The sequence below is a fragment of the Lactiplantibacillus sp. 7.2.4 genome (genome assembly GCF_018991185.1).
GTDB classification, from domain to species: domain Bacteria; phylum Bacillota; class Bacilli; order Lactobacillales; family Lactobacillaceae; genus Lactiplantibacillus; species Lactiplantibacillus pentosus.
Window position 1 is genome coordinate 1 of sequence record NZ_JAGYGS010000047.1, and the last position, 23,612, is coordinate 23,612.

Here is a 23,612-nt window from a genome sequence, read left to right on the forward strand (position 1 = left end):
GAAGTTTTTCATTTCGAAATCAGCTTTTTAAAATTATAAGATTGGAGACAGGAGCCTTGAGAACGTCTGCTTGAACTTCAACCACCAGGACTGATTCTTAAAGTCCTGAACGGTGATTAGGCTACTGAGTTTTTGATCATCCAAGAAGATGCGTTCCAACTCTTGGGCAAGGTCAGCGTCGTACAAGAAGGCGTTGACCTCAAAATTCAACTTAAAGCTCCGGAAGTCCAGATTGGCGGACCCGACCGAGGCGACTTGCCCATCAATGACGATGGTCTTGGCATGGATAAACCCATTATTATAATAATAGATTTTCACACCGGCATCCGCGAGTTCACGCGCATAGTACTGCGTCGCACGATAGACAAACGCATGATCAGGCTTATCTGGCACCATGATTCGAACATCGACACCCGACATTGCGGCGATTTTAATCGCATCGAGTACCGAATCATCTGGAATCAAATACGGCGACTGAATCCATAAGCGGTGCTGCGCCGTCATAATCATTTTGATATAGCCCAGCTTGATTTGTTGACCATCACTATCTGGACCACTTGAAACGATTTGTAATGACGTGTTCCCTTTCACCCGAATCACTGGGAACATATTCACGTCGGGCACGATCCGGTGGTCAGGGTCAGTCGCGTTCCAATCGCGGATGAACCGTTCTTGCAATTCGAAGACGCCAGAGCCCACGATACGTAGATGAGTATCTCGCCAATAGCCAAATTTCTTATTACGTCCCAGATACTGATCACCAACGTTAAACCCACCGACGTAGCCGACCCGGCCATCCGTCACCACGATTTTACGGTGATCCCGGAAGTTCAGTCGGAAGTCTAAGACGGCGGAATGCGCCCCCAGGAACGGCCGCGCATGGCCGCCAAGTTCTTCTAAATGTTTAAAGAAGCTACGGAATGTCCCCATTGACCCCCACGGATCATAGAGTACCCGGACATCGACGCCTTGGGCAGCTTTGCGTTCCAGCAAGTGCAACAGTTCATTCCCGATTTGGTCGTTATAAAAAGTATAATACTCAATATGAATATGGTTCTTAGCCGCCTCAATGTCTTGAAACATCGCGTGAAACTTTTCATGACCGTCCGTATAAATTTTGACCCGATTTTTCCGACTCAGTAACGCACCATCAGAGTTCAAAAACAAACTGACCATTCCCCGTACGGAACTCGTCACGGCATCCGCCGGCATCAACTCGGTCCCCAGCGCTTCTCGTTGCCGCTGGATCATTTGCTCCAGTCGAATCTGCGTCTCCTTCCGTAACCGGAACAGTCGATTCTTCGGCAATTTCCGGCCAACAAAAGCGTACGCAATGAACCCGACAACTGGCAATAGAATCAACACTAAAAGCCAAGCCCACGTCGCGGCAATATCGCGATCTCCGTCCCGAAAAACGGTGATAAAAGCTGCGGCCGCGTTTATAATAACAATCGTATATAAGATTGGCTGAATATATTGCAATGGAGGCACCCACCTAATTTTTTTATGATGGTTTTATTTTACCGCAGTTGGTAGTAAGATAATAATCTTTTGCGAATGTTATTTTTGCAATTACCCATCAAAAAGCTAATAATTACGATTAAGGAGGGCTGTTCAATGCTTGGAATGCTTGGAATCCACGGTCTCGGCCCGATTCGCATGTTTCATTTGACCGAACACATTGCGGGTCCCCGTGCAGCCGTTGGTATTTTACTAATTATTATTTTATTAGCCGTCGTTTACCGCTACTATCGCCGGCATCGCTAATAAACTGAACTTGTGGAGCGGCTAGTCGTGTGACTGGTCGCTTTTTTGACGATCTCCCGCTATGTATAAAAAAGTTGTGCCCGCCGATATTGGCCAGTACAACTTTACAAAATCATAAATTGACGACTCGCTTTAATTTGGTTGAATCGCTGACTATTTGTGAACGATTCTCGAGAATGCACTTGAGGTAGTCGGCGCTCAGCTTAAAATCCCGTTTCAGTCGATGTTACGCGACCGTATCCATTAACTACGGAGCCGATAATTTATGCACAGACAGCCCATTTAGATTGTGAACATAAAGCGAGCGGGCAGAAGTACTGGATACTTGATTGGTATCGAGATAAACTTTGCCCGTCCAATGCTTGATTTTCTTAGTTGGCGGTCTAACGATGACACGGTAGACGATTGGGCAGTTTTTGAGTGTTAGCTTCTTTTGCGGTAGCGAAAAAAACTGCAGATACTTCTTGCTTTCCGTTAACGTTTTGTTGGTTGCAAATGTACATTCATACCAATCGCTGACACTAAAAGAACCCGAGCTGACTTTGTACATGGCGTTTCTCGGTACCCGTGCGCGATATGGACTGCTTTTCAACATCGTGGTTACTGCAGTTCTTGCCTGATTGAGACCATGGACATACCGATACACACGAAAGCCGACAATCAAGCAAATCAAAATAAGAACGCCCGCAACGAGTTTCACTTTATGCGCTGAAAACATGGTCATGACCTACCAATTTCGTAAAATAAGTTCGACAATGTTGTCGGTGCGATGAATGAACAAATCCCATCCACGGGGCTCCCCAGTAATTCGACGGTTGTAAGCAGCTTTGAAGATTGACTAAAATTCATCGTGTCCCCCCTTAAATACAACAAACATAGCAAACCCCCGTTCCATTGTCACTAAATAATGACGATCAGTCGTATTCATTGATGGCAAAGTTGCAATCAATTCGATACTCGAAATAAGTGAATTTATGTCGATAGGCGTGCAGAGTAGTGAGCCTGCAATCCCATATGAGTGACAGCTATCTATCACAACCTGTTTCCTATGTAGAAAAAATTAATTTTCGAATTTAATTAATCGAAATAGTGCCAGAATAATCATAATCCAATTTTATTCATGGAAACGATCGTCATAGCATGCTTTCAAAACAAGATTCAGACCACACACCATGCACGCTCTTGAAGTTCATTTTTCGCAACTAGACTGAACTACCGATAATCATCCTCGCCAAAAATGTCCTTATTTCAACAAATGACCACTAACAGTCCCAACCAAAGGTAAGTTAACCGTCAGAAATACCACCCCCAACGTATGCGCAATAACACCGGTTTAATCAGTGTTACAGGTTACGGCTAATTAATCACGATTAGTCAGACAATCCACGTTCAGCTGCCATAGCTTGCGTCATTAGGTCCAATTATCTGATTTTTAGCTACTATCACCTATTATTAATTTTATTTTAGTCAGATTGACCATCGCAACTTTATCAAAACCAATTAAACTTAAGCCATCACATCGAAATGGGGCGATGATTATGGATTTATCACACACGCGGCTACTCCGCAAAAAAGATATTAATGCCATGTTAGCCACTTATCACAGTCCGCTCAAAAAAGAGCTCAAAACCTTTGATCTAACCATGTTGGGGATTGGTGCCATCATTGGGACTGGGATTTTCGTTTTAACTGGAACTGGCGCTTTGACGGCCGGTCCAGGACTCATGATTTCCTTCGTCTTAGCGGCGATTGCCTGCTTGTTTGCATCACTCTGCTACGCTGAATTTGCGGCCATGGTTCCCGAAAGTGGCTCAGCTTACACTTACGCCTACACGACTTTAGGTGAAATCGTGGCCTTCGTAATTGGCTGGGACTTGATGCTAGAATACCTCTTCGCTGTTTCGACCGTCTCCGCTGGGTGGTCAGGTTATTTTCAATCATTTTTAGCCGGCTTTGGACTGAAGCTACCAACCGCATTATCTGCCGCGGCCGGTTCTGTTCCGGGCGTGACCAGCTATTTTAACTTACCGGCGTTTACGATTATTATTTTAATCACCATCTTACTTTCGCTGGGGGTCAAAGAAACCAAACGCGTCAACAACATCATGGTCGTCATCAAGTTAGCGGTGGTCTTGCTCTTCATTTTCACGGCGGTGCGGTTCGTCAAACCAGCCAACTGGCACCCACTACTGCCATTCGGCTTCAAAGGCGTCTTTGGCGCGGCTTCCAGTGTCTTCTTCGCCTTTATCGGCTTCGACGCGATTTCATCCAGTGTGGAGGAAACCCTAGAACCGTCTAAGACTTTGCCACGTTCGATGTTGCTCTCACTCGGGATCTGTACCGTGCTCTACGTCGCCGTTTCTGCGATTATGACCGGCGTGGTGCCTTTTGAAACTTTCGCGAAATACATCGACCATCCAATCTCAGCCGTCTTGATCTACTCTGGTCAAAATTGGATGGCGGGCATCATCGACTTGGGCGCCATTCTCGGGATGACCACCGTTATGTTGGTCTGCCTGTATGGTCAAACTCGTATCTCGTTCTCGATGTCGCGCGACGGCCTATTACCGCACGTCTTCAGCGACATCAGCGCGAAGACCGGAGCACCACTCAAATCAACCGTCTTATTTGGAACGATTGCCGCAATCATGGGTGGGTTCATTCCGTTAGCTGACCTAGCAGAATTGGTCAACATCGGGACTTTAACGGCCTTTACCCTAGTTTCGTTCTCCATCTTGCGACTACGTAAAACGCAACCAGATTTGCGGCGCCCATTCAAGACACCCTGGGTTCCGTTCGTTCCAATCATGTCGATCATCTGCTGCGTCTTCCTACTCATCAACTTGAAACCCGTCACTTGGATTCGTTTCGTGGTTTGGTTAGCCATCGGGATGGTCGTCTACTTCAGCTACTCGGTCAAGCATTCGCAATTGAAAGCCACGGCAACTGACGATAACTAATGATTTACTAAAACTAGCGGTCACGTTCGATGCACGTATGCATGGAATGTGACCGCTAGTTTGTTGTATTAGTTCGATGACAGTAGTTCGGTTCGCCGCTTTAAAACGGGCATCCGCCAAAGCGATTCAGTGATTAAACTTGAGTCGCTTTGACTCGAATGCGCTGCCAGTCTGGAAGCTTCGCTAAAATCAGTAAAACGGCGATCGCTAGCCAGAGTATCTCAGCCATAAAGTCGCCCAGCTTCGTGATGAAGCTATCCGCATAGCCAATCGTCAGGACATTGTGACCGGCCTTCTGCTTAATCGAAATATTGCCCACCCAGTGATGCTTGATTTGCGTCGCGCTGATTCGACGGCCGTTTAGGGTCAAAACGGTCCGTTTATACGCCGTCACCGGTAATTCACGCATTTTAGCATGCTTGGCGTTCCAGCTCACTTGGATGCCTTTATGAATGACTTTGTATTTGAAATGCTAGCGTTGCGCTGAAAATTTTTGCGTATACTGGCGATAAACCTGCGAGTAAACCGCCGGCCGATTAGCAATTTTATGCGTGACGGGCACATAGTCCGGTGTTGTCCGATCAACTTGGGCAATCAATACACTCAAATCCCGCGTATGAAAGGCCGGCTGTAACTGACTAATTCGTGTTAATTTGGAATGGACGTTAACTTTTGGCGTATGCAGTCCATCCGCCAGTGACGTGGTCTCCTGCGTTGTAAAGTGAACATTATGTGCCACTTTTTGCGTGCATAAGCTTAACGAAAGCACACCCAAGACCAGTCCAGTAACCATCACGCCTTTTTTCAGTGATTGACTTTCCGTGTCCCGCGCTGCTTCGTAGTAGACCAGTGCAGTGGCGACAATTAAAAATGGCGTTCCTGCTAACGAGATTCGACGAGGCATCTGTAAGTAGGACTGCAATACCGGCATGGCCTTTTGAACCAAATCCCAAGGAAACAACGCCGTCCCTATAATGACATAGACCAGCGCCGTAATTGAGAACAGCTTGGTAAAGGGTTTTAATTGCGACCAAAACAAAATCAGCCCAACAATCATCGCGTACACAATCACGGTTAAGACAATATCACTGCTAGATTCTACGCCGGTATAAAGCGGCTGGAGAATCTTGCTAGCATTATCAACCAAATCCATCGCAACCGGTGAAATCAACATATTACCACGATAAACTTCCAGTATTGGTAATAACGCATTCAGGCTGAGAATAGCCGCAAACAGCGCCCCTGCCAATAGGTTTAGCAGTGAATTGACGCGATATTTAGTCTGCCAAAGTCCGTGGACTGCAAATGGCACTAAAAATGGTAAAAAGAGGACGATCGTCAATACTTGAAATTACGCGAAAAAACCGACCATCACGCCGAGTTTCAACATTTTAGTCAGCGTCCATTCACCCTTGTATAAGTCAATGATGGGGCCCACGAACATCGGTAACAAGCCCAGTGCGACCGTCCGCCACGTGGTTCCTAGAATAAACCCATAGACCGCATTTGACGATAAAAAGATAACGCCCAACGAAATCGACAACTTCTTCGGTAGGTGCAACTTTTGTGCCGCCCGATACATGAGATAACCGCTGGTAAAGTACAGTAGAAAATTACTAACCAGCTGAAATTTAAACCACGTTCCAAGTAATAGCAGTAACGCACCTGCCAAGTATGTAATCAGCGGACTATACAAACTATTCACGACCCGGCCAGCTTGTTGGAATGAATAAAGGTTGATAAAACTAAAATTACCGTGCCTTATTTGCATTGCTGCTTCATAAATTCGATTATATTGAAAATACCCATCAACACCTAAGATGGCATGTTGATTAAGTAACAACGGACTGAGCAAAACCAACGTTACCAGCGTTAGTATCGTGACGGCCGTTCGATTCTTAGACATTTTCTTTCTCTCCCCACAACCTAATGATAGTTCGAAGTCACGATGTTCTGAAGGGGGGCTTATCCGCACCCTCAACTATCCCGGCCTCCAATAAATATGAAATTAATCATATTAAAGACTGCTCCTAACCGTACTCAACACACCAATTCAGACAGAATGTCATGCTAGAGCCGTTAATCACATCAAAATCGATTATATGCTTTTTGACTGATTCATGCCACATATTATTAATACATTAAATGTCAATCAATAAAAACATTTTATACCACACCGCATTTTCCAGTATTGTCCAAATTCCAAGTGTCGCGACTCAGAATTCCAATAACAGTAGCCTATTAGCGGCGTCCGCTGTCCGTTATATTTTCGGCGCCATCCCCCGAATCAAAGTTCACCTAACGAAATGTGCACTAAAATTGGTTAACCTAAGCAAGTTTTAGTCTGTCTTGTTACCCACTTTGGTCAAAAGCTAGTATAGTATGAGTCACATTCTAGATGGAAGTGGGGTCAATCACTCATGCGCAAGCAACGGATTCAAGAGCGTTCATTAATTGGGATGTTAATCACCCTCGGGGTCGTCTATGGCGATATTGGGACCTCGCCGCTCTATGTGATGAACGCCCTGATTAACGATGCGGGCCAGTTGAAAAACGCAACGCCTGATTATGTCATCGGGAGTGTTTCACTGATTTTTTGGACCCTGATGCTGATTACTACGGTCAAATACGTCTTAATTGCATTGCGGGCCGATAACCACCACGAAGGCGGCATCTTCGCCCTCTATGCACTGGTTCGGCATCGGGCCAAATGGTTGATTTTTGTCGCTTTGATTGGTGGGGCGGCGTTACTCGCTGATGGCACCTTAACGCCAGCTGTGACGGTGACTTCGGCCGTTGAAGGACTGAAAGGGCTCCCTAATCTCAGCGCCTTTTCGCTGCATCCGTGGCTCGTGCCATTGACCGTCACCGGTATTTTGCTCGTGCTCTTCATGATTCAAGGTTTCGGTACCGCCGTGGTCGGTCGCTCGTTCGGTCCAATGATGTTAATTTGGTTTACGGTCATCGGCTTCTTTGGCCTCATCAACATTAGTCAGGCGCCAATGATTCTCAAGGCCTTTTCACCACTGTACGCGATCGAGGTCCTCTTTAGCCCAGCCAATAAAATGGGGCTCTTCATTCTCGGTAGCGTCTTTCTGGCCACGACTGGGGCGGAAGCACTCTACTCTGACATGGGGCACGTGGGTAAGGCCAACATTGACGCCACCTGGCCCTTCGTCTACACGACGCTGATTCTGAATTATCTCGGTCAAGGCGCGTGGATGCTCAACCACTATCAGGCCGCTGCTTGGCGTAACGACACCGACGTCAATCCATTTTACGCAATGGTGCCTGCTGGGGGGCAAATCGCGATGATCGTTCTCGCGACCATTGCGGCCATTATTGCCTCACAAGCACTGATCACAGGCTCTTACACGCTAGTCGACGAAGCGGTTGGTTTGAAATTCCTGCCGCGCATGATTATCAAACATCCGAGCAATGTGCGCAGCCAGATCTACATCGGTGCAATCAATTGGCTACTATGTCTTGTCACCCTGGGGATCGTCTGGCTATTTCAGACCTCGGCCCACATGGAAGCGGCATACGGCCTGGCCATCACGTTAACGATGTTGATGACGACCATTTTACTCAGTCAATGGATTCATATGAAGGGCCACCGCGCGTTATCGCTCACCCTCTTGTGCGGCTTTGGGGCCCTGGAAACGGTCTTTTTAGCTGCCAGTCTGCGTAAGTTTGTACATGGTGGTTATCTGACACTGGGATTAACGCTCGTGATTTTTCTGATCATGGTCGTCTGGTTCTTCGGTAATCGCCGGCGGTTGCGTTACAACCAAGCCAACGAACAAATCAGTCTGCTGGATTATCGCAATCAGCTCATCGCACTAAGTCACGATGACCACCTGCCGTTATTCGCCACTAACCTAGTCTACTTGGCTAAGGTGGACCACCAGCACCGGGTCAAGCGTTCGATTCTGTACTCCATTTTAGACAAGCGGCCCAAACGCGCCAAAGTCTACTGGTTTATCACCATCAACGAAACGAACCGGCCCTATGACTGTAGCTACAGCGTCGATATGCTTGGAACACGCAACATTGTGGAAGTACAGCTCAATTTAGGGTTCCGCAAATCCCAGCATATCAACCTTTATTTGCGACAAATCGTCACTAACTTGATTGCGGACCACAGTATCGACCCTCAATATTCACGCTACGGCATTACACAACCGCGGCAAGTCGGGGATTTCAAGTTTGTCGTCCAAAATCAACAAATCATGGACCTCGCCAGCAACCCGTCCATGAGTCAATTTGACCGACTAATGATTGGCGGACGCGTCTTATTGCAAAACATCACCCCGTCACCGGCCATCTGGTACGGCCTCGCCTTTAGTGATGTGCTGGAAGAAACGATTCCGCTGTTCACCAAGCCAGCGACGGACGCCACCCTGCTTAACTTGACGGTTCGACACGCCCGGACGCCGCAGAAACATTCAACTAAATCCTAATAAAAAAGGCTAGCAATCAAAGGCAATTAATGCGCTTGATTGCTAGCTTTTGTGAGTCATGATCAAGTTATAGCGTTGCATGGCTGATAATGTTGATAAATTTTCAATATCATCAATTACTAAAATTATTACTGTTTCGTAAGCTTGCACAAAACGGTGAACGGTCAACTTCGCGATGTACGCTTTCAGAAACATTCATAAATCATATGCTGATCATCTAGTTATCACAATCGTTTCAACTACGCAGTCTGGTATTTACGTGTTATATTTATGATATCAAGAAGATATTTACTAACAGGAGGTACTGACATGGTTGAGATAAAAACTGTTAGCCTCGGCAATTCATTGGCATTAAGTCTACCTAAAGACGGACGTTTTAAAAAAGGGCAACGCTGGTTACTCATCCCAGCCAAAGATGGGGAATCATATACACTCGTACCACGTATTGAAAATCCTTATACTGTTCCCAAGTCAAAACAGCCAATGACTGAAGCGTGGTCTGATGTTGACTGGAATGAGGTCGAATATTGACTGATTTGCCAAAGTAAAAAGACATCATCTGGATTGATTTTGAACTTAAGAGTTGACATGATTTAATCATATTTAATGCTAAAGAATAACTAGCACAACGCGTATAAATAGACTAAAACAGACATGACAGCTTTCTTACTTTTATTTCAAACAGGGACTTCAGCTCACAGTTATTGTATGACGAAAAACCGCTATTGTATATCGAAGTTGCTACAAAATTATCAAATTGCTTTGACCACATTCCCCAAAAGCATAAAATCAGCCCTCAAAGCGGCCAGAAGCTTCCGCTTTAAGGGCTGATTTTATTTCAGAGTGGCAAACTAAAATCCAGTAATTGAGTGTTTTAGCAGCCTCTGTCTATCAGAAAGTTAATATGGACTACGACTAACATCCAATTGATTCTTCAGATTGATTTAAACCCATCATGATGCTGACTTGTTACTCGACGTCACCCGCCGCGGTTCAGAATTCTGCACGCCCAAAATATCTAGGAAGAACGAAACGATTGGAATCCCAATAATCAAGCCCCAAGCACCCAGTAGGCTTTCCATGATAATCAGCGTGATAAACGTAACGAAGACCGGTAAGTCGGTCCGGTCCGCCATTAACCGTGGGTGCAAGAAATACGATTCGAAGGCGTGAATCAAGATAACCAGCACGATGATCCAAACGACCCGAATCAGGCCACCCGACGCAAATCCGAGCAAGGTGAGTGGCACCATCGAAATCAGGACGCCGGCGACTGGCACTAAGCCTAGGATAAAGACGATGATCGACAACACCATGATACTTGGCATCCCGATAATCACGAAGCCAATCGTCATCAGAATCGTATTGATCGTACAAATCACCAACTGCGTTTCAATAATCCGGCCTAAAATCATCACGAACTTATGTGTCAGATAATAAACATTAGCGAAGAACTTTTTGAACTTGGATTGTAAGAATTGGCGGCCGAATACCATCATCCGCCCCCGCGAAACGGCGAAAATAAAGCTCAAAAAGATGGCCATTAAGACATGGGTAAAGCCAGTTCCCACTTCGCTTAAGCCCTTGATACCAGTCACTAGCAACGACTTACTATTTTGGATGAGCTCACTACTATGAATGGCTTGATTGACCCACTTATCAATATTCTTATTAAGCACGGGATGGTGCGTGATTGCCCGCGAAATCATATCAGGTATGACTTTTAGTTGGTCGACCAAGGTCGGAGCGGCGTATGAGAGTGCCCCAATGAACAGCGCAATCACTCCAACATAGACGACGATCACGGCAATCCAGTACGGCAGATGCGTGTGCAAATTCAACCACCGACTGAGTTTGACCCCCAAATACGCAAAAATCGTGGTTAAGAGCACGACCGTCGCAAAGCCGCACATTAAGTAAATGATGATGATCAACAACGCCAACGTTAAGTATAAATCGACATCGTCCCGCTTGAAAAATCGAATGATTCTATCCATAGTTTGCCCCCAATCGCATGTTACTTGCCATTATAGCATGGCACGAAGCGGACCATACTCACCCATCCCCGCTTTAAATTAAATTTGACATTTAAAATAATTACCAGTATGATAGGTGACAATAATTAAAGAACGATTAAAAGATGAGTAGTTGGCGTCGCTGTTCAGAGAGTACCGGGGTGGTGAAACGGTATCGGCACAACCAATGAAGATGGTCTGGTTTCCTAGTTCGTTCTGGTGAGTGCTCAGCGTATGAACATGAACCAGTGCCGGTGTAACAACCGTTACCTTCGTTAGCAATTGCGCTATCATTCGGCAGTTGTCTCGAGTAGACTAGTTCACTAGCCTAGAACTCAGGTGGTACCACGGCCCAGCGTCGTCCTGGATAATTTGATTATTCAGGACGACGCTTTTTTCGTTCCCGCAACTAAATTTAAGGAGTCTGATGATTTATGACAACCACAACAACCACTTTAACCGCACCATTCCGTTTTGACGTCGTCGGCAGTTTATTACGCCCCGCTAGCTTAAAAAAAGCCCACGAACAATTAGCCGCTGGTGAAATCACTGCTGAACAAGAACTCAAAATTCAACATGCCGAAATCAAACGGATTGTTGACGAACAAGTCAAACTAGGCCTCAAAGCTGTCACTGACGGTGAATTTTCTCGTAGCTGGTGGCACTTGGATTTTCTCTGGGGCCTAACCGGTGTCGGCAAATATGACTACCACCAAAGCTACAAGTTCAAGGGCGACCATACCCGTACGGACAACGCTGAGCTCATCGGCAAAGTCGCCTACAATCCTGACCACCCCTTCTTCGATGCCTTTTCATACTTGCAATCAATCGTCCCAGAAGGCGTCTTGGCTAAACAAACGATTCCGTCACCCACGATGCTTTTCCGTGACAACCGCAGTGATAACTGGTCCAAATTCTATGACAGCTGGGACGCATACTTAACGGATCTCACCCAAGCTTACCATGAAACGATTCAGCATTTTTATGACCTGGGCTGTCGCTACATCCAACTCGACGATACGACTTGGGCCTTCCTAATTAGCAAGCTCAACGACCCAGATGCCGATCACGCTACCTATACTAAGTGGGCAAACGACGCCGTCACCGTAATCAATGCGGCCCTAGCTGACTTACCGGCTGATTTGACCGTCACGACGCACATCTGCCGGGGCAACTTCAAGTCCACCTATCTGTTCTCAGGTAGCTATGACGTCGTTGCACCCTACTTAGGTCAACTCAATTACGACGGCCTATTCTTAGAATACGACAATGAACGGGCCGGGGGCTTCGAAGTTCTGGACCAGATTTGGAATCACGATGCTCACAAACGGCTCGTCTTAGGGCTCGTCACTTCCAAATTCCCAGAGCTTGAAAAGACCGCCGATATTAAAGCCCGCCTCCAAGAGGCAACGACTAAGGTGCCCCTAAGTAACCTGGCGTTATCAACACAGTGTGGCTTTGCCTCAACTGAAGAAGGCAACCAACTGACTGAAGCACAACAATGGGCCAAACTCGCCTTAGTCATCGGGACGGCCAAGGAAGTCTGGTCAATCGACTAAGTGCTGCGTTCAGCCCGAGCAATCAAGGTTCTCCGTCATATGCAGTCGATGGGAGCCTTATGCAGTGCCTAAACCTGAATCATTTTAAAAGACCGAGTATCAGTCGCTTGCTTTAACACACAAAGCAAGCCCGATACTCGGTCTTTTTTAATTTTTATCGATTATAACGAGCCCGCCACCGCGCTGTCCGCGATGTTGTTGGGGCCGTTTGAGGGGCCTTGAGTGGTTTGTTCAACAAAACGACCCCCATAATAATTGCCATAAATCCGAGCGTCTTCAAGCCGGTCAAGACTTCCCCAAACGCCCAAATACCAATGAGGCCCGTGACGGCTGTACCAACCCCGGCCCAAATGGCATAACCAATACTGAGCGGAATCTTGCGTAGCGCCAACGAAAAGCTAAAAATCGCTAACCCGTACAGCAACATGCCTAGAATCCCAACCAAGGGGTGCTTAAATCCAGCCGATAACTTCAACAAGCTGGTCCCCACAATTTCAACGCCAATTGCAATAACTAATTGAATCCATGCACGCATCATCAATTCCCCCTTGTATTTAAATGTTCAGTAAAATCGCTCCAATCACGATCGCAAGTAAGCCGCTTAAACGCGACAAACTCAACCGTTCCCGGTAGACCACGACCGCTAACACAACGGTCGCAAACGTCCCCAGACCGGCCCACATGGCATACGTCACCCCTAACGGCAGGCGTTGCATTGCAAGCGTCACGAGGACTAACGAACTAAAATACCCGACTAAAACCATTAACGTGGGTATCAAGTTCCGAAAACCGTTTGCGCGCTTTAAGAAAAAGCTCCCGAAAACTTCCATTAAAATGCCACCAAATAATAACCCGTATGCCATCTTTATCACCTCACTAAAAATTTCGCTGTCCTTCCATTCTACGGAAATTTATTTCAAAACGCAATCAAAAGGAACGCCTGGCTGATTACATTTTGATGACAAATTGAATGTGCGCCTCTACCGCTAGCTTATCTCATCTTGTTATTAACAAACCAACTGACCGATAAGGGCGCCTGATTTGGTGGTGAACGCAAAAAAGCCATTCGATTAGGAATGACTTTTGTTAAAGAACTTGTCTAATGTGGTTCGTATTTTCTGTAATCTAGGCAGAAATTACTGATTTTAGCCTCGCTAAAAAAAGCCCTAACCGCATCCCCAAAAGATACCGGTTAGGGCTTTTCATCCGTAAGTCGGCCGACCACGAACCTGATTGACTAAATATAAAAGTAAATCGAGAAAAACATCAGCGTCGTGCCAATCATGACAAATAGATGCCAGATGACGTGAAGGTATTTAATGTGTGGAAAGCTATACAGTAACGCCCCCAAGGTAAACGCAACGCCCCCGGCAACGAGCAACCAGAAGCCAGTCACGCCTAGGTGCATCCACAACTGGCGACCACCAGCGAGGCACATCCAGCCCATCAACACGTAAATCACAGTTTCGATTTTCTTCAGCCGGCCCGGCCAGATGGCATTGACGGTAATCCCCGCGATGGCGAGCACCCAAATCGTTATTAGAATCGTCCACCCGAGCCAACCTTTGATTGCCAGCAAGCTATAAGGCGTATAGGTCCCCGCAATCAGGATATAAACGCCGCTGTGGTCGAAGATCCGAAAGACCTCTCGCGCCCGCGTGAAATACAAGCTGTGAAACAACGTCGAACAGGTATACAGCACGAACAGTGAGCACCCGTAGATGATAAACGCGGTCCATTCCAGGGATTGACCATCCGTGTAGGCTTTAAGCATCAGAAAAACAAACGCCACGATACTTAAAATAATCCCCACACCATGGGTCACTGAGTTCAAGACCTCGTTAGTTATTTGATACTGCCGCGCAGACTGTGCCATGTTGATCACCTCATATTTATTGTTGACACTAGCATACCATCACATCGTGTAAATATCAATACATCTAGTCTACTAAACTAGGTAATCTGAATTTATTTTCATAAGCACTTTGAATATTGCTTATTCGTCCGCCGCTTCCTCTGCGTGTGCCGCAACTTGCTGAAAAATTCGGATAATGTGTTTATCGGCTAGTTGGTAATGGACGTTGCGCCCGCTGCGAGTCCCCACAACTAACTTCAATTGTTTGAGGACCGTTAATTGGTGAGACACATTCGACTGTGTCAGCGTGAGCCCAGTTGCCAGCTCACCGACACTTAGCTTCGAAACCGCTAGTGCGTAAAGAATTCTGGCGCGAGTCGGGTCGCCTAACGCCTTAAAGATTGCGGTAATTCGGTTTAATTCATCAGTCGGTGGAATCAGTTCATTCAACCGACTGACAATCGCATCATGTTGCATTTCATTTTCCATCATAAAACTCCAATTTCTGATTGAGTTGGGCATGTAAGCGTGTTACAATACACATGAACAGACATTCATATGTTCGTTCATTCATATCTAAATTATAGCGATTAACCGCATTAAATCAACTGAGAAGTAGGTGATTCATATGACCCATAGTCATCAGATCCAACAACAAACCAGTGCTTTCAAATTAGGGGTCGCCCTCAATTCCGTCTTCATCATTTTGGAGGCCGGTTACGGTTTTGCGAGCGGATCATTGGCACTGGTCGCAGACGCCGGGCATAATTTGAGCGATGTCTTAGGACTCCTCATTTCGTGGCTCGCACTGTGGCTAGGTCAGAAAAGCGCAAATGACAAGTATACGTACGGTTACAAGAGTTCGTCGATTCTAGCGGCCCTCTTTAACGCCGTCTTCTTACTCGTCGCAATCGGGGCCATTTCGGTCGAGGCCATTCAGCGTTTGAGCAATCCAGGGCCGGTTGCGGAGTGGGACGTCATCATCGTCGCAGCGGTCGGCGTCTTCATCAATGGCTTCACCGCCCTCCTCTTCATGAAGGGTCAAAAACACGATTTGAATATCAAGGGCGCCTTCCTCCACATGGCCGCTGACGCCGGTGTCTCCGTGGGCGTGGTCATAGCTGGCTTCATCATTTTACAAACGGGCTGGTTCTGGCTTGATCCAGTCGTTTCCTTACTGATTGCGATCGTGATTCTCGTTGGGACCTGGGGGCTGTTACGGGACGCGATGAATTACTCCCTAGAAGCCGTCCCCAATAACGTTGACCGCCAAGCAATCGCCGATTATTTGACGAGCCAACCCACGGTCAACCAGATTCACGATTTACACATCTGGGGCATGAGCACGACGGAAACGGCCATGACCGTACACCTCTGCCGGTCAACTTTGGCCGACAATAACGCGTTTTTGGAACAACTCAACAAGGACCTCAGCGCTCAATTCCCGTTGACCCACATCACGATTCAGATTGAACTGGGAAAAGTGGACTATGAAACCACTGATAACTCGATTTAAGACATTATATAACGATTTTGCAACGATACCGCAACATTACCGGTATCGTTTTGTGTTTGTCACTCTTTCACGCAACGTTCGTACGTTAAATTAATACATTAACGCACATTCAAGCACAAAATGCAGCTGCCATTATATAATTTAACTATTATTTACAAATCGGGGATAACGACGCAACTGGGAAGGGACCGCAATGAGCACACTGAATCGAAGTATCGGAATCATTATCATATTGATTTTATTATGCCAATGGGTACTGGGCTATCAATTACCCGCTGCCATGACGTTCTTCTTAGGCGCTTGGCTACTTGGTTTGATAACGATGTGGTTCTTACCAAATACGTTAGCGACACGGTAACTAGCGAACGACAAGTGAACTTGAATCCAATCAAAACAGGTCTCAAAAGCGGCAGATTTTGTCCACTTTTGAGGCCTGTTTTCGTTTTCCGTAATTAACTACCAAAGCTGCACTACTTTGAACGATTGTGTTGCGTGACTTGTTTGGACTGGTTCTGCTTACGCCGATGCCACCAGCTATAACCATAGCCTAACACTAACACTCCTGCCGGCAGGTCCACCGTCACGAGCTGATGGGGTGGCTGAATCATGCGATTGGTAACCACCACGGTAACAATGATTACGATGATCATAATCAGCCCACTATACTTGTTCAGCCCCCGAACAAAGGCACTCGCCGGAAAACAGAGCTGAACCCCAATCAACGTGACGAGGATAACGATACAAATTGCAATCATGAGTGGTGATTTCAATAGCATGTCGAACTCCTCCCTTCTTATAGTAATCATAATTTATCGAATTAATTATCGCCATTAATCAAACCCCGATTAGGCCATCATCACACCGGTTTTGCACCTCTGAGTGTTAGTAATCATTTTATACATACCCCCGTTGTGCTAGTTATTCTTTAGCATTAAGGCTGATTAAATCATGCCATTTCTAAGTTCAAGAGCTACCAGCTGAGGGGCGCTGAAAATAGTGCGAGTTACCGTAAACATTCAGTGATAGGCTCGTCCTACGCCGACTTCCAGGCATTCTGGGCAATGGCCGTGACGTGGTGGACACAGATTTAAGCCGACAACCCACGTCTTAAATACTGGTCTTTCACTAACCAAGCCAAAAACGCTTGCTAAGTGAAATTTCACCACTTGGCCTTGCCCAGAATACCTTCCAGCCGGGATCCTATTCGAAAGGCGGACATGTGCGAACCCAACTTTTTGTTGAATCAATCGTTGGTTCCTGGATACAAGGTCATTTTGACATTCGACTGTCAGACTGGTTCTAACGATAGCTAAAATCTTTTATCCATGTTTTAACTTTTCGAATCAGCAGCTTCACTGAACTTATCTGAATTTTCGCTAGTTGACTGATATGGCAAAATCTTTCACTCTAAATGAAAGTAATTGTATCGAATGAATTCAAGACTAGTGTCTGTTAAATATAGTGAATCATATTTAGGCAATTTTCTCAGTACTCAAATGTCGTAAAGCATCAACGATACCAATTCAAAAGGTCTGCCTGAAAGTCCACTCACCTATATTCAATGATCAATTGTACCTAGATAGGTGGCCGTTCATCCGCCATTCGAGCGGGTTCCCGACTGTAGGGGCCGGCTGACAATGCTCAAGGGCGAAATTCTTCTTGTCCGGGTGGTCTTCCCGGGCTAGAAGAAGACTCGTATTTGAAATTGCGCAGTGGGTTTCTGCGTGAGTTCAAATCGATGTCCGCCCTGTTCCAGCGTTGTCAGCCGGCCCCGGAAGTCGGACTAAGGCGCACATCGGCTGACGAACAGGAATCCAAACTAGCATGATTTAATCAGGATTCATGACAAATTGACTAGCACAATGCAACTACTTAACTGCCAATAAAAAAAGGCCAGCATCCGCCAGCCTAATGCTTACTAATTCAATTTAATCAATCCCGCCGCCAGTAAAAACATGTGTGTGACGACTGGTCCGACGAAGGTAAAGCCGTGCCGATGTAAATCCTTGGCGACCCGGGTCCCGAGGGGTGAACGTGTTGGTAATCCTTCATCGTCATCCGGCGCCGGCATTATGAACGGCGTGTCATCGACAAATGCCCACAGATAGGTGCTAAAGTGACCATACTCCGCCTGCAACCGCTGAATCGCCCGCGCATCTTGAATGATGGCGCGTAATTTGCGCCCATTGTGCATCACTTTAGGGGTGCGCATCAAGCGTTCAAAGTCCGGTTCATCCATGGCCGCGACCGCATCTATCCGTAGTCCGGCCATCTGTTTCCGCAGAATCGATAACTGACTCGCGGCCACCTGCCAACTGAGGCCGACTTGCAGAATACCGACGACTAATAGCTCAAATAAGACGTGATCATCGTGAGTCGGTGTTCCAAAATAGGCATCGTAATCTCGAACGCCATTGACTGTAACCTCATCAAAGTCGTCTGGACTAATCATGGTTAGCGAGCCAGTAGCCGTTCTCAATGCGCCCGAGTAGCGTAATCAATTGCTTGGTCTCAGCAATATCGTGCACCCGAATGATGCGACCGCCCTTGAGCATCATGGCGGCTTCGGTGACCAAGGTCATTGGCAACCGGTCTTCCTTCTTCAGTCCAAGCAACAGACCCAGGTAACCTTTACGCGAGATTGCGACCATCATTGGACGCCGTAAGTAATTAAATTCGTCAATATTGCGCATCATCACGTAGTCTTGTTCGCCATGTGCGACTTGGGAATAGCCGATGCCTTGGTCTAAGGCAATCCGTTCAATATCAATCCCGTGACTCGTCAGCGCAGCGAGGTTCTGTTCAAAGAAATGCCGCATACTGCTCGTCAAATCAGTGTATTCCTGTTCGCGACTACTATGCATCGTTAGTAATCCGACCTGACTATCCGCCATCAACTTCAGCTTCCGCGGATCATCCGTGAAGGCGTTGACGTCATTGATAATGCTGACACCTTCCGCCAAAACGGCTTCCATCACGTCATATTTATAAGTATCGACTGCTAAAACGGCTTCTGGGAACCGCGCTTTGATTGCCCGAATATAAGGAAGCGTCCGTTCTAACTCAACTTCCGGCGTCACTTCAGTAAAGCCTGGCCGCGTCGTTTGACCATTGACTTCGATGACGTCTGCGCCTGCTTGCAGCATCGCGTCGACGTGGTTCAACACGTCGTCCTTGGTCTTGTACTGTCCGCCATCGAAGAAGGAATCAGGCGTGATGTTCATAATGCCGTAGATCATCGGCTTCTTCGTTAAGTTAAACCGGTGTTCGCCAGCCTGCCAGAACACGTCGTATTGCTTCATGATTTGGGTCAATTGGATCTGAACGGTTGCTTGGTCCGTGAAGACGGTCGACCATTGTTGGGCCAAACGCCGGCCTGCAGATTGATTCAGCAGCACCGTCAGCTGTTCGGGACTCGCCTGAACCACGCCATCTAATTGCTGACAGAGTTGGGTCAAGCCTTGCTGCTGTTCACGATTATAATCACTAAAACGTAAAACTAATTGTTGGTGCCGTTGAACCTGAGCATTCAACGCCTGACTCGCAAAATCCGTTGCTTGTGCTAATGAACTGGTGATATCTTGTACTAACATCTACTCCACCGATCCTTTCAATTTTCAAAGTTTTGTGATTAGTTTTAGTGCGGCGCGTCCCCGGTGCGTCAATGGGATTCGCCATGGTGCGGGGATTTCGGCTAACGTCCGACCATAATGTGGCAGCCAAAACAACCGGTCAAAGCCCCCTGAGTATTGGCCTAACTGAAAATGTGCCAGGTAGCCCGCAACGGTCCCCTGAACGACCACGACCCGACCATCCGGCCAAGCAGCGGCTAAGGTTGCTCGCATGACGGCTTGGCGTTGCCCATCTGGAACCTGACGAAGGGCTTGTAAAATTTCCTGATTACGGTCAAAGCCACTGACCGCGACCCCTAAATCACGAGCGGTCGTGACGCCGAATTGTCTGGGCAAGGCCGGGATCTCAATGCCGCTATCATCGGCAATCACCGGAACACCAAGCTGTGAAGCACCAAAACGGGCCTTCGCGATCGCGTTATCCACGTAGCTGGTCGTCGTTTCGGCTGGAAATGTCAGGCGGTCGAATTGGTTAAAATAAGGTTGCGCGGTCACGCCGGCATAGGCCAAACAAGCCTGCAAGTCACGACTCTTCCCCGCATTATTTGACGCAATCAGCCAGTCAACGGTCATTGGCTCAACCCCTTCCAGCCAGCTTGTTGCAATTCACGAATGACGTAAAACGACCCGGTGACCAGAATCGCACTATTAGGCGTTGCTCGCTGTTGGGCTTGCGTTAACGCATCCGTGATGGTCGTTGCCGTCAAGATTTCAGGCGCCGTTGTCATCGCGTTAGCCGTCATAAACGCTGGCGTCAGCATGGCCGTCGCCGTTCGGGCTAACTGCGCTGCCGGTAAAGCACGCTCTGGATTCGCTGGCGTATTCGTGATGACCACGTCGGCTGCGGGAAGCAGTGCTGCCGTCATGTCTGGATACGCCTTGTCTTGCAAAACCCCGACGACCCAAATCAAGTGTCGCCCAGCAAGCAACGTTTGTGCACTGGAAACTAGTGCCCGCATGCCATCCGGATTATGGGCGCCATCCGCAATTATCAGCGGGTCCGTCTGTAAGACCGTTGCACGACCGGGTAAGCTGACCTGCTGTAAGCCCGTACGGACCGCGGCGTTTGTTAGGTTAACTTGCTGGTGCTGCAGCACGGACACGACGGTCAACACAAGCTGTAGGTTCTGCAACTGATATGACGCGCCGAGTCCTAACGTCAGCTGTGTCCAGTCAAAACACTGGCTGTGCGCATCGACGGTCATCTGGGTCAATGTCTGCTGCGTGATGGTCAGTTGCGTGTGTTTGGCCGTAACTAACCGCACCCCTTGATTGAGCGCTTCGGTCTGTAAGACAGCCAAGGCATCGGGATGTTGGTCCGCCAAAGTGACGACCGTTGTGTGCGGCTTGATAATTTTAGACTTATTCTGGGCAATCGCCGTAATCGTTGGTCCGAGAATGGCCGTGTGGTCGAGGGCAATTTTGGTAAATACCGTCAGCTGGGGACTAGCCAGCGCATTGGTTGCATCATACAAGCCACCCAGGCCGGCTTCAATCACCGCCCACTGCACGTTTTGATTGCGGAACCAGACCACACTGATCAGGAAGAACCATTCAAACACGGAGACATCGCCGGCCGCCAAGCCCATATTTTTCAGAACAGGCAAAATTTCATGATAAGTATCGATGAAGTCTGCTGGACTGATCCACGTCCCATTGAATTGCAGTTGTTCACGCGCGTCATTAATGGCGGGACTGCTAAAACGCCCAACGCGGTATCCCTGAGCCTGCAAAACACTGCCGAGCATCGCCCCGGTCGAGCCCTTGCCATTGGTCCCCGCGATATGGATAACGTGATAGTAATGGTCTGGGTGGCCGAGATGCGCCATGATTCGCCGTAACAGTGGGACCCGTTGATGATTGTTTGCCAGCATGGCTTGGTTCAGCTGACCTAATAATTTCTGATAGCGTCGTTCGATCGTCGCTGCGTCCAATTAATCACCTACTTTGCGATTCGTTGTAGAAATTCCCGTTTTAACTCAATATCCGTCTTGAATTGACCGCTATAATAGCTACTTTCCGTCTGGACACCAGGCTTGCTGACACCGCGCATCTCCATGCACATGTGCCGCGCTGTGATTGAAACGGCAATGCCAGCTGGGTCGAGGATGCGCTGCAATTCAGTCGCAATCGAAACGGTCAAACGTTCCTGAACGTTCGGTTGTTGGGCGCAATAATCGACGAGCCGTGGAATCTTGCTCAACCCAATTACTTGGTCATGCTGCGGCACATAGGCGACTTGAACCGTTCCGAAGAAGGGTAGTAAATGGTGTTCGCACATTGAATAGAATGGAATATCTTTGAGCAAAACCATCTCAGTTGGATTCTCAACTTTAAATAACTTGTAATTATCAAATGGTGCGGCGGTCTTAGTCGCAAATACTTCTGCGTACATCCGTGCGACCCGGGCTGGCGTTTCAACCAATCCTGGCCGGTCAGGGTCTTCGCCGACAGCACTCAAAATCTCGCGCACCGCGTGTTCTATCTTAGCTTTGTTCTTCTCATCAATCATCTAACTCACTCACATTTCTCACTTTTTTAATCCAACTCTGGTCCTGATTAGCCGCAATCATACGCGCAACTTGAGGGCCCACCAACGGATCATCCGCGGCAATCTCAGCCGTTGGTAACAGTACAAAATTCCGGTTAGCCGCTTGTGCATGTGGCACCGTCAAGTCAGCTGTCGCAATTCGACGCTGGCCCCAAAAGATAATGTCCATGTCAATCGTGCGTGGCCCCCAATGGACTAGCCGTTGCCGATGACCAGCCTGTTCAATGGTATGTAATTCATCTAACAACTCAGCGGGCGTCAAAGTGGTCACTAACGAGACAGATACGTTGTAAAAATTTGCCTGTTCGCGATTCCCCCACGGCTCAGTTTCGTACCAATGGGATTCCGCAATCACTGTCACTCCAGCCACCGCACGCAGACGGCTCAGCGCCTTTCGAATATTTTGAACGCGCGGGTGAATGTTAGACCCAATGCTCAGGTAGACGCGTTCTTGATTAGTCGACATGTGGCGTTCCCTCCACCTCAATCTCCACGTTATCAAAAATGCCGGGCATCGGTACACTATACTTTCGAATCTTAATATTGATGGCATCGACGGTCGGAAAACTAGCCAAAAGCGTCTCTAACAGATGGTTGGCCAACGATTCAATCAACTTGTACGAGTGCGTCGTCACAAAATCATCAACGACGTCCCGCACGGCCGCATAATTGATCGTCTCGTGCACATCGTCGTGACGGACCTTCGCTTCAATGGGATATTTGATGGCAATGTCCAATCCTAGTTGTTGGCCGTTGCGCCGCTCCTCAGGAAGCACACCATTAAACGTGTGAAACCGTAAGTTGTTAATACGAATCATGCCCATAAGTATCCCAACCTCTTTCTTGCTCATTTTTACTTATAATCATAGCATGAAGCACCGGCAATGTGATAGTAATCGGCCAAATAACCCCCAAAAACTCATAATCGTTCGGAAACCGTAAAAATGGTTTGACGACTATACTGCTGTGGCTGTCTCTGACTTTCAATAATCCACTAAAAAAAGACGTTTACGGCTTCGAATCCGACCACGTCTTTGAACTACGATCAACTAATTTATTTTCGATGTGCTGTGCTGGTTAGTATTCGGCATCAAGGATGGGTAAAACGTGCCATTTCCAAGTTCAAGTGCGGCCAGCTGAGACCCGCTGGAAACAGTGCAAGTTACCGTAAACTTTCTGTTGTAGCTGCGTCCTATTCCGGCTTACAGACATTTCTGACAACGCTGGAACGCGATGGACACAGATTTAAGCCGAAACCCACGTCTTAAATACTGGTCTTCCACGTTAGCTGCAA

Annotated in this window: 25 protein-coding genes; 7 read left to right on the top strand and 18 right to left on the bottom strand. The window is 47.4% G+C overall.

Going from position 1 to position 23,612, the window contains the following annotated elements:
• Positions 1-33 precede the first annotated feature (33 nt).
• A complete protein-coding gene (cls, locus tag KGF70_RS12450) occupies positions 34-1,482 on the bottom strand; it encodes a cardiolipin synthase (RefSeq protein ID WP_216769242.1) in 1,449 nt (482 codons plus the stop codon).
• A 135-nt stretch (positions 1,483-1,617) separates the two neighbouring features.
• On the opposite strand from cls, the gene KGF70_RS12455 reads away from it, so the two are divergent.
• A complete protein-coding gene (locus KGF70_RS12455) occupies positions 1,618-1,767 on the top strand; it encodes a hypothetical protein (RefSeq protein ID WP_021337322.1) in 150 nt (49 codons plus the stop codon).
• 247 nt (positions 1,768-2,014) lie between these two features.
• Here KGF70_RS12455 and KGF70_RS12460 read toward each other — a convergent pair whose 3' ends face one another.
• Positions 2,015-2,485, bottom strand: a complete 471-nt coding sequence (locus KGF70_RS12460) for a hypothetical protein (RefSeq protein WP_216769240.1) — start codon at positions 2,483-2,485, stop codon at positions 2,015-2,017.
• Positions 2,486-3,305: 820 nt separating this feature from the next.
• Here KGF70_RS12460 and KGF70_RS12465 point away from each other — a divergent pair.
• Entirely contained in the window at positions 3,306-4,727 is a 1,422-nt protein-coding gene (locus tag KGF70_RS12465; protein ID WP_105921004.1) for an amino acid permease, read from the top strand.
• Positions 4,728-4,860: 133 nt separating this feature from the next.
• On the opposite strand, the gene KGF70_RS17340 is transcribed toward KGF70_RS12465, so the two are convergent.
• The 3 genes from KGF70_RS17340 to KGF70_RS17350 all read right to left on the bottom strand — a co-directional run bounded on the left by KGF70_RS17340 (position 4,861) and on the right by KGF70_RS17350 (position 6,633).
• Positions 4,861-5,136: a hypothetical protein gene (locus KGF70_RS17340; protein ID WP_253955618.1), complete on the bottom strand. Its 276-nt coding sequence runs from the start codon at positions 5,134-5,136 to the stop codon at positions 4,861-4,863.
• 63 nt (positions 5,137-5,199) lie between these two features.
• The gene (locus tag KGF70_RS17345; protein ID WP_253954869.1) at positions 5,200-6,069 is read right to left on the bottom strand and encodes a hypothetical protein; all 870 of its coding nucleotides are present in this window, start codon (positions 6,067-6,069) and stop codon (positions 5,200-5,202) included.
• A gap of 9 nt (positions 6,070-6,078) precedes the next feature.
• Entirely contained in the window at positions 6,079-6,633 is a 555-nt protein-coding gene (locus KGF70_RS17350) for a hypothetical protein (RefSeq protein ID WP_253954868.1), read from the bottom strand.
• Between the two features lie 514 nt (positions 6,634-7,147).
• Here KGF70_RS17350 and KGF70_RS12475 point away from each other — a divergent pair.
• Both KGF70_RS12475 and KGF70_RS12480 read left to right on the top strand, forming a co-directional pair.
• On the top strand, positions 7,148-9,190 hold the full coding sequence (locus KGF70_RS12475) for a KUP/HAK/KT family potassium transporter (RefSeq protein ID WP_216769238.1): 2,043 nt from the start codon (positions 7,148-7,150) through the stop codon (positions 9,188-9,190).
• Positions 9,191-9,499: 309 nt separating this feature from the next.
• The gene (locus KGF70_RS12480; RefSeq protein ID WP_120769303.1) at positions 9,500-9,721 is read left to right on the top strand and encodes a transcription elongation factor GreAB; all 222 of its coding nucleotides are present in this window, start codon (positions 9,500-9,502) and stop codon (positions 9,719-9,721) included.
• Positions 9,722-10,143: 422 nt separating this feature from the next.
• Here KGF70_RS12480 and KGF70_RS12485 read toward each other — a convergent pair whose 3' ends face one another.
• Positions 10,144-11,187 (bottom strand): AI-2E family transporter, encoded by a 1,044-nt coding sequence (locus tag KGF70_RS12485; protein WP_216786452.1) that lies wholly within the window; start codon positions 11,185-11,187, stop codon positions 10,144-10,146.
• A 452-nt stretch (positions 11,188-11,639) separates the two neighbouring features.
• Here KGF70_RS12485 and KGF70_RS12490 point away from each other — a divergent pair, with 452 nt between their 5' ends.
• On the top strand, positions 11,640-12,764 hold the full coding sequence (locus KGF70_RS12490) for a vitamin B12 independent methionine synthase (RefSeq protein ID WP_216769234.1): 1,125 nt from the start codon (positions 11,640-11,642) through the stop codon (positions 12,762-12,764).
• 154 nt (positions 12,765-12,918) lie between these two features.
• Here the strand turns inward: KGF70_RS12490 and KGF70_RS12495 are convergent, their stop codons facing one another.
• The 4 genes from KGF70_RS12495 to KGF70_RS12510 all read right to left on the bottom strand — a co-directional run bounded on the left by KGF70_RS12495 (position 12,919) and on the right by KGF70_RS12510 (position 15,108).
• Entirely contained in the window at positions 12,919-13,302 is a 384-nt protein-coding gene (locus KGF70_RS12495) for a multidrug efflux SMR transporter (protein ID WP_050339914.1), read from the bottom strand.
• 16 nt (positions 13,303-13,318) lie between these two features.
• Positions 13,319-13,627: a multidrug efflux SMR transporter gene (locus KGF70_RS12500; protein WP_003639898.1), complete on the bottom strand. Its 309-nt coding sequence runs from the start codon at positions 13,625-13,627 to the stop codon at positions 13,319-13,321.
• A 374-nt stretch (positions 13,628-14,001) separates the two neighbouring features.
• The gene (locus KGF70_RS12505) at positions 14,002-14,640 is read right to left on the bottom strand and encodes a hemolysin III family protein (protein WP_050339915.1); all 639 of its coding nucleotides are present in this window, start codon (positions 14,638-14,640) and stop codon (positions 14,002-14,004) included.
• Positions 14,641-14,760: 120 nt separating this feature from the next.
• On the bottom strand, positions 14,761-15,108 hold the full coding sequence (locus tag KGF70_RS12510) for a helix-turn-helix transcriptional regulator (RefSeq protein WP_050339916.1): 348 nt from the start codon (positions 15,106-15,108) through the stop codon (positions 14,761-14,763).
• Positions 15,109-15,247: 139 nt separating this feature from the next.
• Here KGF70_RS12510 and KGF70_RS12515 point away from each other — a divergent pair, with 139 nt between their 5' ends.
• Together KGF70_RS12515 and KGF70_RS12520 are read left to right on the top strand one after the other, a co-directional pair.
• Positions 15,248-16,135, top strand: a complete 888-nt coding sequence (locus tag KGF70_RS12515) for a cation diffusion facilitator family transporter (RefSeq protein WP_216769233.1) — start codon at positions 15,248-15,250, stop codon at positions 16,133-16,135.
• Positions 16,136-16,328: 193 nt separating this feature from the next.
• Complete coding sequence (locus tag KGF70_RS12520; RefSeq protein WP_216769232.1) at positions 16,329-16,493, top strand: hypothetical protein; 165 nt, start codon at positions 16,329-16,331, stop codon at positions 16,491-16,493.
• 112 nt (positions 16,494-16,605) lie between these two features.
• Here the strand turns inward: KGF70_RS12520 and KGF70_RS12525 are convergent, their stop codons facing one another.
• From KGF70_RS12525 to folB, 8 genes are all read right to left on the bottom strand, one after another.
• Entirely contained in the window at positions 16,606-16,911 is a 306-nt protein-coding gene (locus KGF70_RS12525) for a hypothetical protein (RefSeq protein ID WP_216769231.1), read from the bottom strand.
• Positions 16,912-18,053: 1,142 nt separating this feature from the next.
• On the bottom strand, positions 18,054-18,587 hold the full coding sequence (locus tag KGF70_RS12530; RefSeq protein ID WP_216769593.1) for a DNA-3-methyladenine glycosylase I: 534 nt from the start codon (positions 18,585-18,587) through the stop codon (positions 18,054-18,056).
• Positions 18,580-19,728, bottom strand: coding sequence for a dihydropteroate synthase (folP, locus tag KGF70_RS12535; RefSeq protein WP_216769592.1), 1,149 nt, complete (start codon positions 19,726-19,728; stop codon positions 18,580-18,582). Before folP ends, KGF70_RS12530 begins: the two co-directional genes overlap by 8 nt.
• A gap of 24 nt (positions 19,729-19,752) precedes the next feature.
• Positions 19,753-20,340, bottom strand: coding sequence for a non-canonical purine NTP pyrophosphatase (locus tag KGF70_RS12540; RefSeq protein WP_105961284.1), 588 nt, complete (start codon positions 20,338-20,340; stop codon positions 19,753-19,755).
• Entirely contained in the window at positions 20,337-21,701 is a 1,365-nt protein-coding gene (locus tag KGF70_RS12545; RefSeq protein ID WP_216769591.1) for a folylpolyglutamate synthase/dihydrofolate synthase family protein, read from the bottom strand. The genes KGF70_RS12540 and KGF70_RS12545 overlap by 4 nt, the downstream gene beginning before the upstream one ends.
• A gap of 8 nt (positions 21,702-21,709) precedes the next feature.
• Positions 21,710-22,279 (bottom strand): GTP cyclohydrolase I FolE, encoded by a 570-nt coding sequence (gene folE, locus KGF70_RS12550; protein WP_003639909.1) that lies wholly within the window; start codon positions 22,277-22,279, stop codon positions 21,710-21,712.
• Positions 22,272-22,784 carry a 2-amino-4-hydroxy-6-hydroxymethyldihydropteridine diphosphokinase gene (gene folK, locus KGF70_RS12555; RefSeq protein ID WP_209041825.1) on the bottom strand — a complete coding sequence of 171 codons (513 nt, stop codon included), beginning with the start codon at positions 22,782-22,784 and terminating at the stop codon, positions 22,272-22,274. Before folK ends, folE begins: the two co-directional genes overlap by 8 nt.
• Positions 22,774-23,142, bottom strand: coding sequence for a dihydroneopterin aldolase (gene folB, locus KGF70_RS12560; RefSeq protein ID WP_105961287.1), 369 nt, complete (start codon positions 23,140-23,142; stop codon positions 22,774-22,776). Before folB ends, folK begins: the two co-directional genes overlap by 11 nt.
• Positions 23,143-23,612: the final 470 nt, after the last annotated feature.

What these genes read in the sequence shown, in the direction of transcription:
- KGF70_RS12455 (WP_021337322.1), top strand. Translation starts at nt 1,618, where the DNA reads ATGCTTGGAATGCTTGGAATCCACGGTCTCGGCCCGATTCGCATGTTT.
- KGF70_RS12460 (WP_216769240.1), bottom strand. Translation starts at nt 2,485, where the DNA reads ATGTTTTCAGCGCATAAAGTGAAACTCGTTGCGGGCGTTCTTATTTTG.
- KGF70_RS12465 (WP_105921004.1), top strand. Translation starts at nt 3,306, where the DNA reads ATGGATTTATCACACACGCGGCTACTCCGCAAAAAAGATATTAATGCC.
- KGF70_RS17340 (WP_253955618.1), bottom strand. Translation starts at nt 5,136, where the DNA reads ATGCGTGAATTACCGGTGACGGCGTATAAACGGACCGTTTTGACCCTA.
- KGF70_RS17350 (WP_253954868.1), bottom strand. Translation starts at nt 6,633, where the DNA reads ATGTCTAAGAATCGAACGGCCGTCACGATACTAACGCTGGTAACGTTG.
- KGF70_RS12475 (WP_216769238.1), top strand. Translation starts at nt 7,148, where the DNA reads ATGCGCAAGCAACGGATTCAAGAGCGTTCATTAATTGGGATGTTAATC.
- KGF70_RS12480 (WP_120769303.1), top strand. Translation starts at nt 9,500, where the DNA reads ATGGTTGAGATAAAAACTGTTAGCCTCGGCAATTCATTGGCATTAAGT.
- KGF70_RS12485 (WP_216786452.1), bottom strand. Translation starts at nt 11,187, where the DNA reads ATGGATAGAATCATTCGATTTTTCAAGCGGGACGATGTCGATTTATAC.
- KGF70_RS12490 (WP_216769234.1), top strand. Translation starts at nt 11,640, where the DNA reads ATGACAACCACAACAACCACTTTAACCGCACCATTCCGTTTTGACGTC.
- KGF70_RS12495 (WP_050339914.1), bottom strand. Translation starts at nt 13,302, where the DNA reads ATGATGCGTGCATGGATTCAATTAGTTATTGCAATTGGCGTTGAAATT.
- KGF70_RS12500 (WP_003639898.1), bottom strand. Translation starts at nt 13,627, where the DNA reads ATGGCATACGGGTTATTATTTGGTGGCATTTTAATGGAAGTTTTCGGG.
- KGF70_RS12505 (WP_050339915.1), bottom strand. Translation starts at nt 14,640, where the DNA reads ATGGCACAGTCTGCGCGGCAGTATCAAATAACTAACGAGGTCTTGAAC.
- KGF70_RS12510 (WP_050339916.1), bottom strand. Translation starts at nt 15,108, where the DNA reads ATGGAAAATGAAATGCAACATGATGCGATTGTCAGTCGGTTGAATGAA.
- KGF70_RS12515 (WP_216769233.1), top strand. Translation starts at nt 15,248, where the DNA reads ATGACCCATAGTCATCAGATCCAACAACAAACCAGTGCTTTCAAATTA.
- KGF70_RS12520 (WP_216769232.1), top strand. Translation starts at nt 16,329, where the DNA reads ATGAGCACACTGAATCGAAGTATCGGAATCATTATCATATTGATTTTA.
- KGF70_RS12525 (WP_216769231.1), bottom strand. Translation starts at nt 16,911, where the DNA reads ATGCTATTGAAATCACCACTCATGATTGCAATTTGTATCGTTATCCTC.
- KGF70_RS12530 (WP_216769593.1), bottom strand. Translation starts at nt 18,587, where the DNA reads ATGATTAGTCCAGACGACTTTGATGAGGTTACAGTCAATGGCGTTCGA.
- folP (WP_216769592.1), bottom strand. Translation starts at nt 19,728, where the DNA reads ATGTTAGTACAAGATATCACCAGTTCATTAGCACAAGCAACGGATTTT.
- KGF70_RS12540 (WP_105961284.1), bottom strand. Translation starts at nt 20,340, where the DNA reads ATGACCGTTGACTGGCTGATTGCGTCAAATAATGCGGGGAAGAGTCGT.
- folE (WP_003639909.1), bottom strand. Translation starts at nt 22,279, where the DNA reads ATGATTGATGAGAAGAACAAAGCTAAGATAGAACACGCGGTGCGCGAG.
- folK (WP_209041825.1), bottom strand. Translation starts at nt 22,784, where the DNA reads ATGTCGACTAATCAAGAACGCGTCTACCTGAGCATTGGGTCTAACATT.
- folB (WP_105961287.1), bottom strand. Translation starts at nt 23,142, where the DNA reads ATGGGCATGATTCGTATTAACAACTTACGGTTTCACACGTTTAATGGT.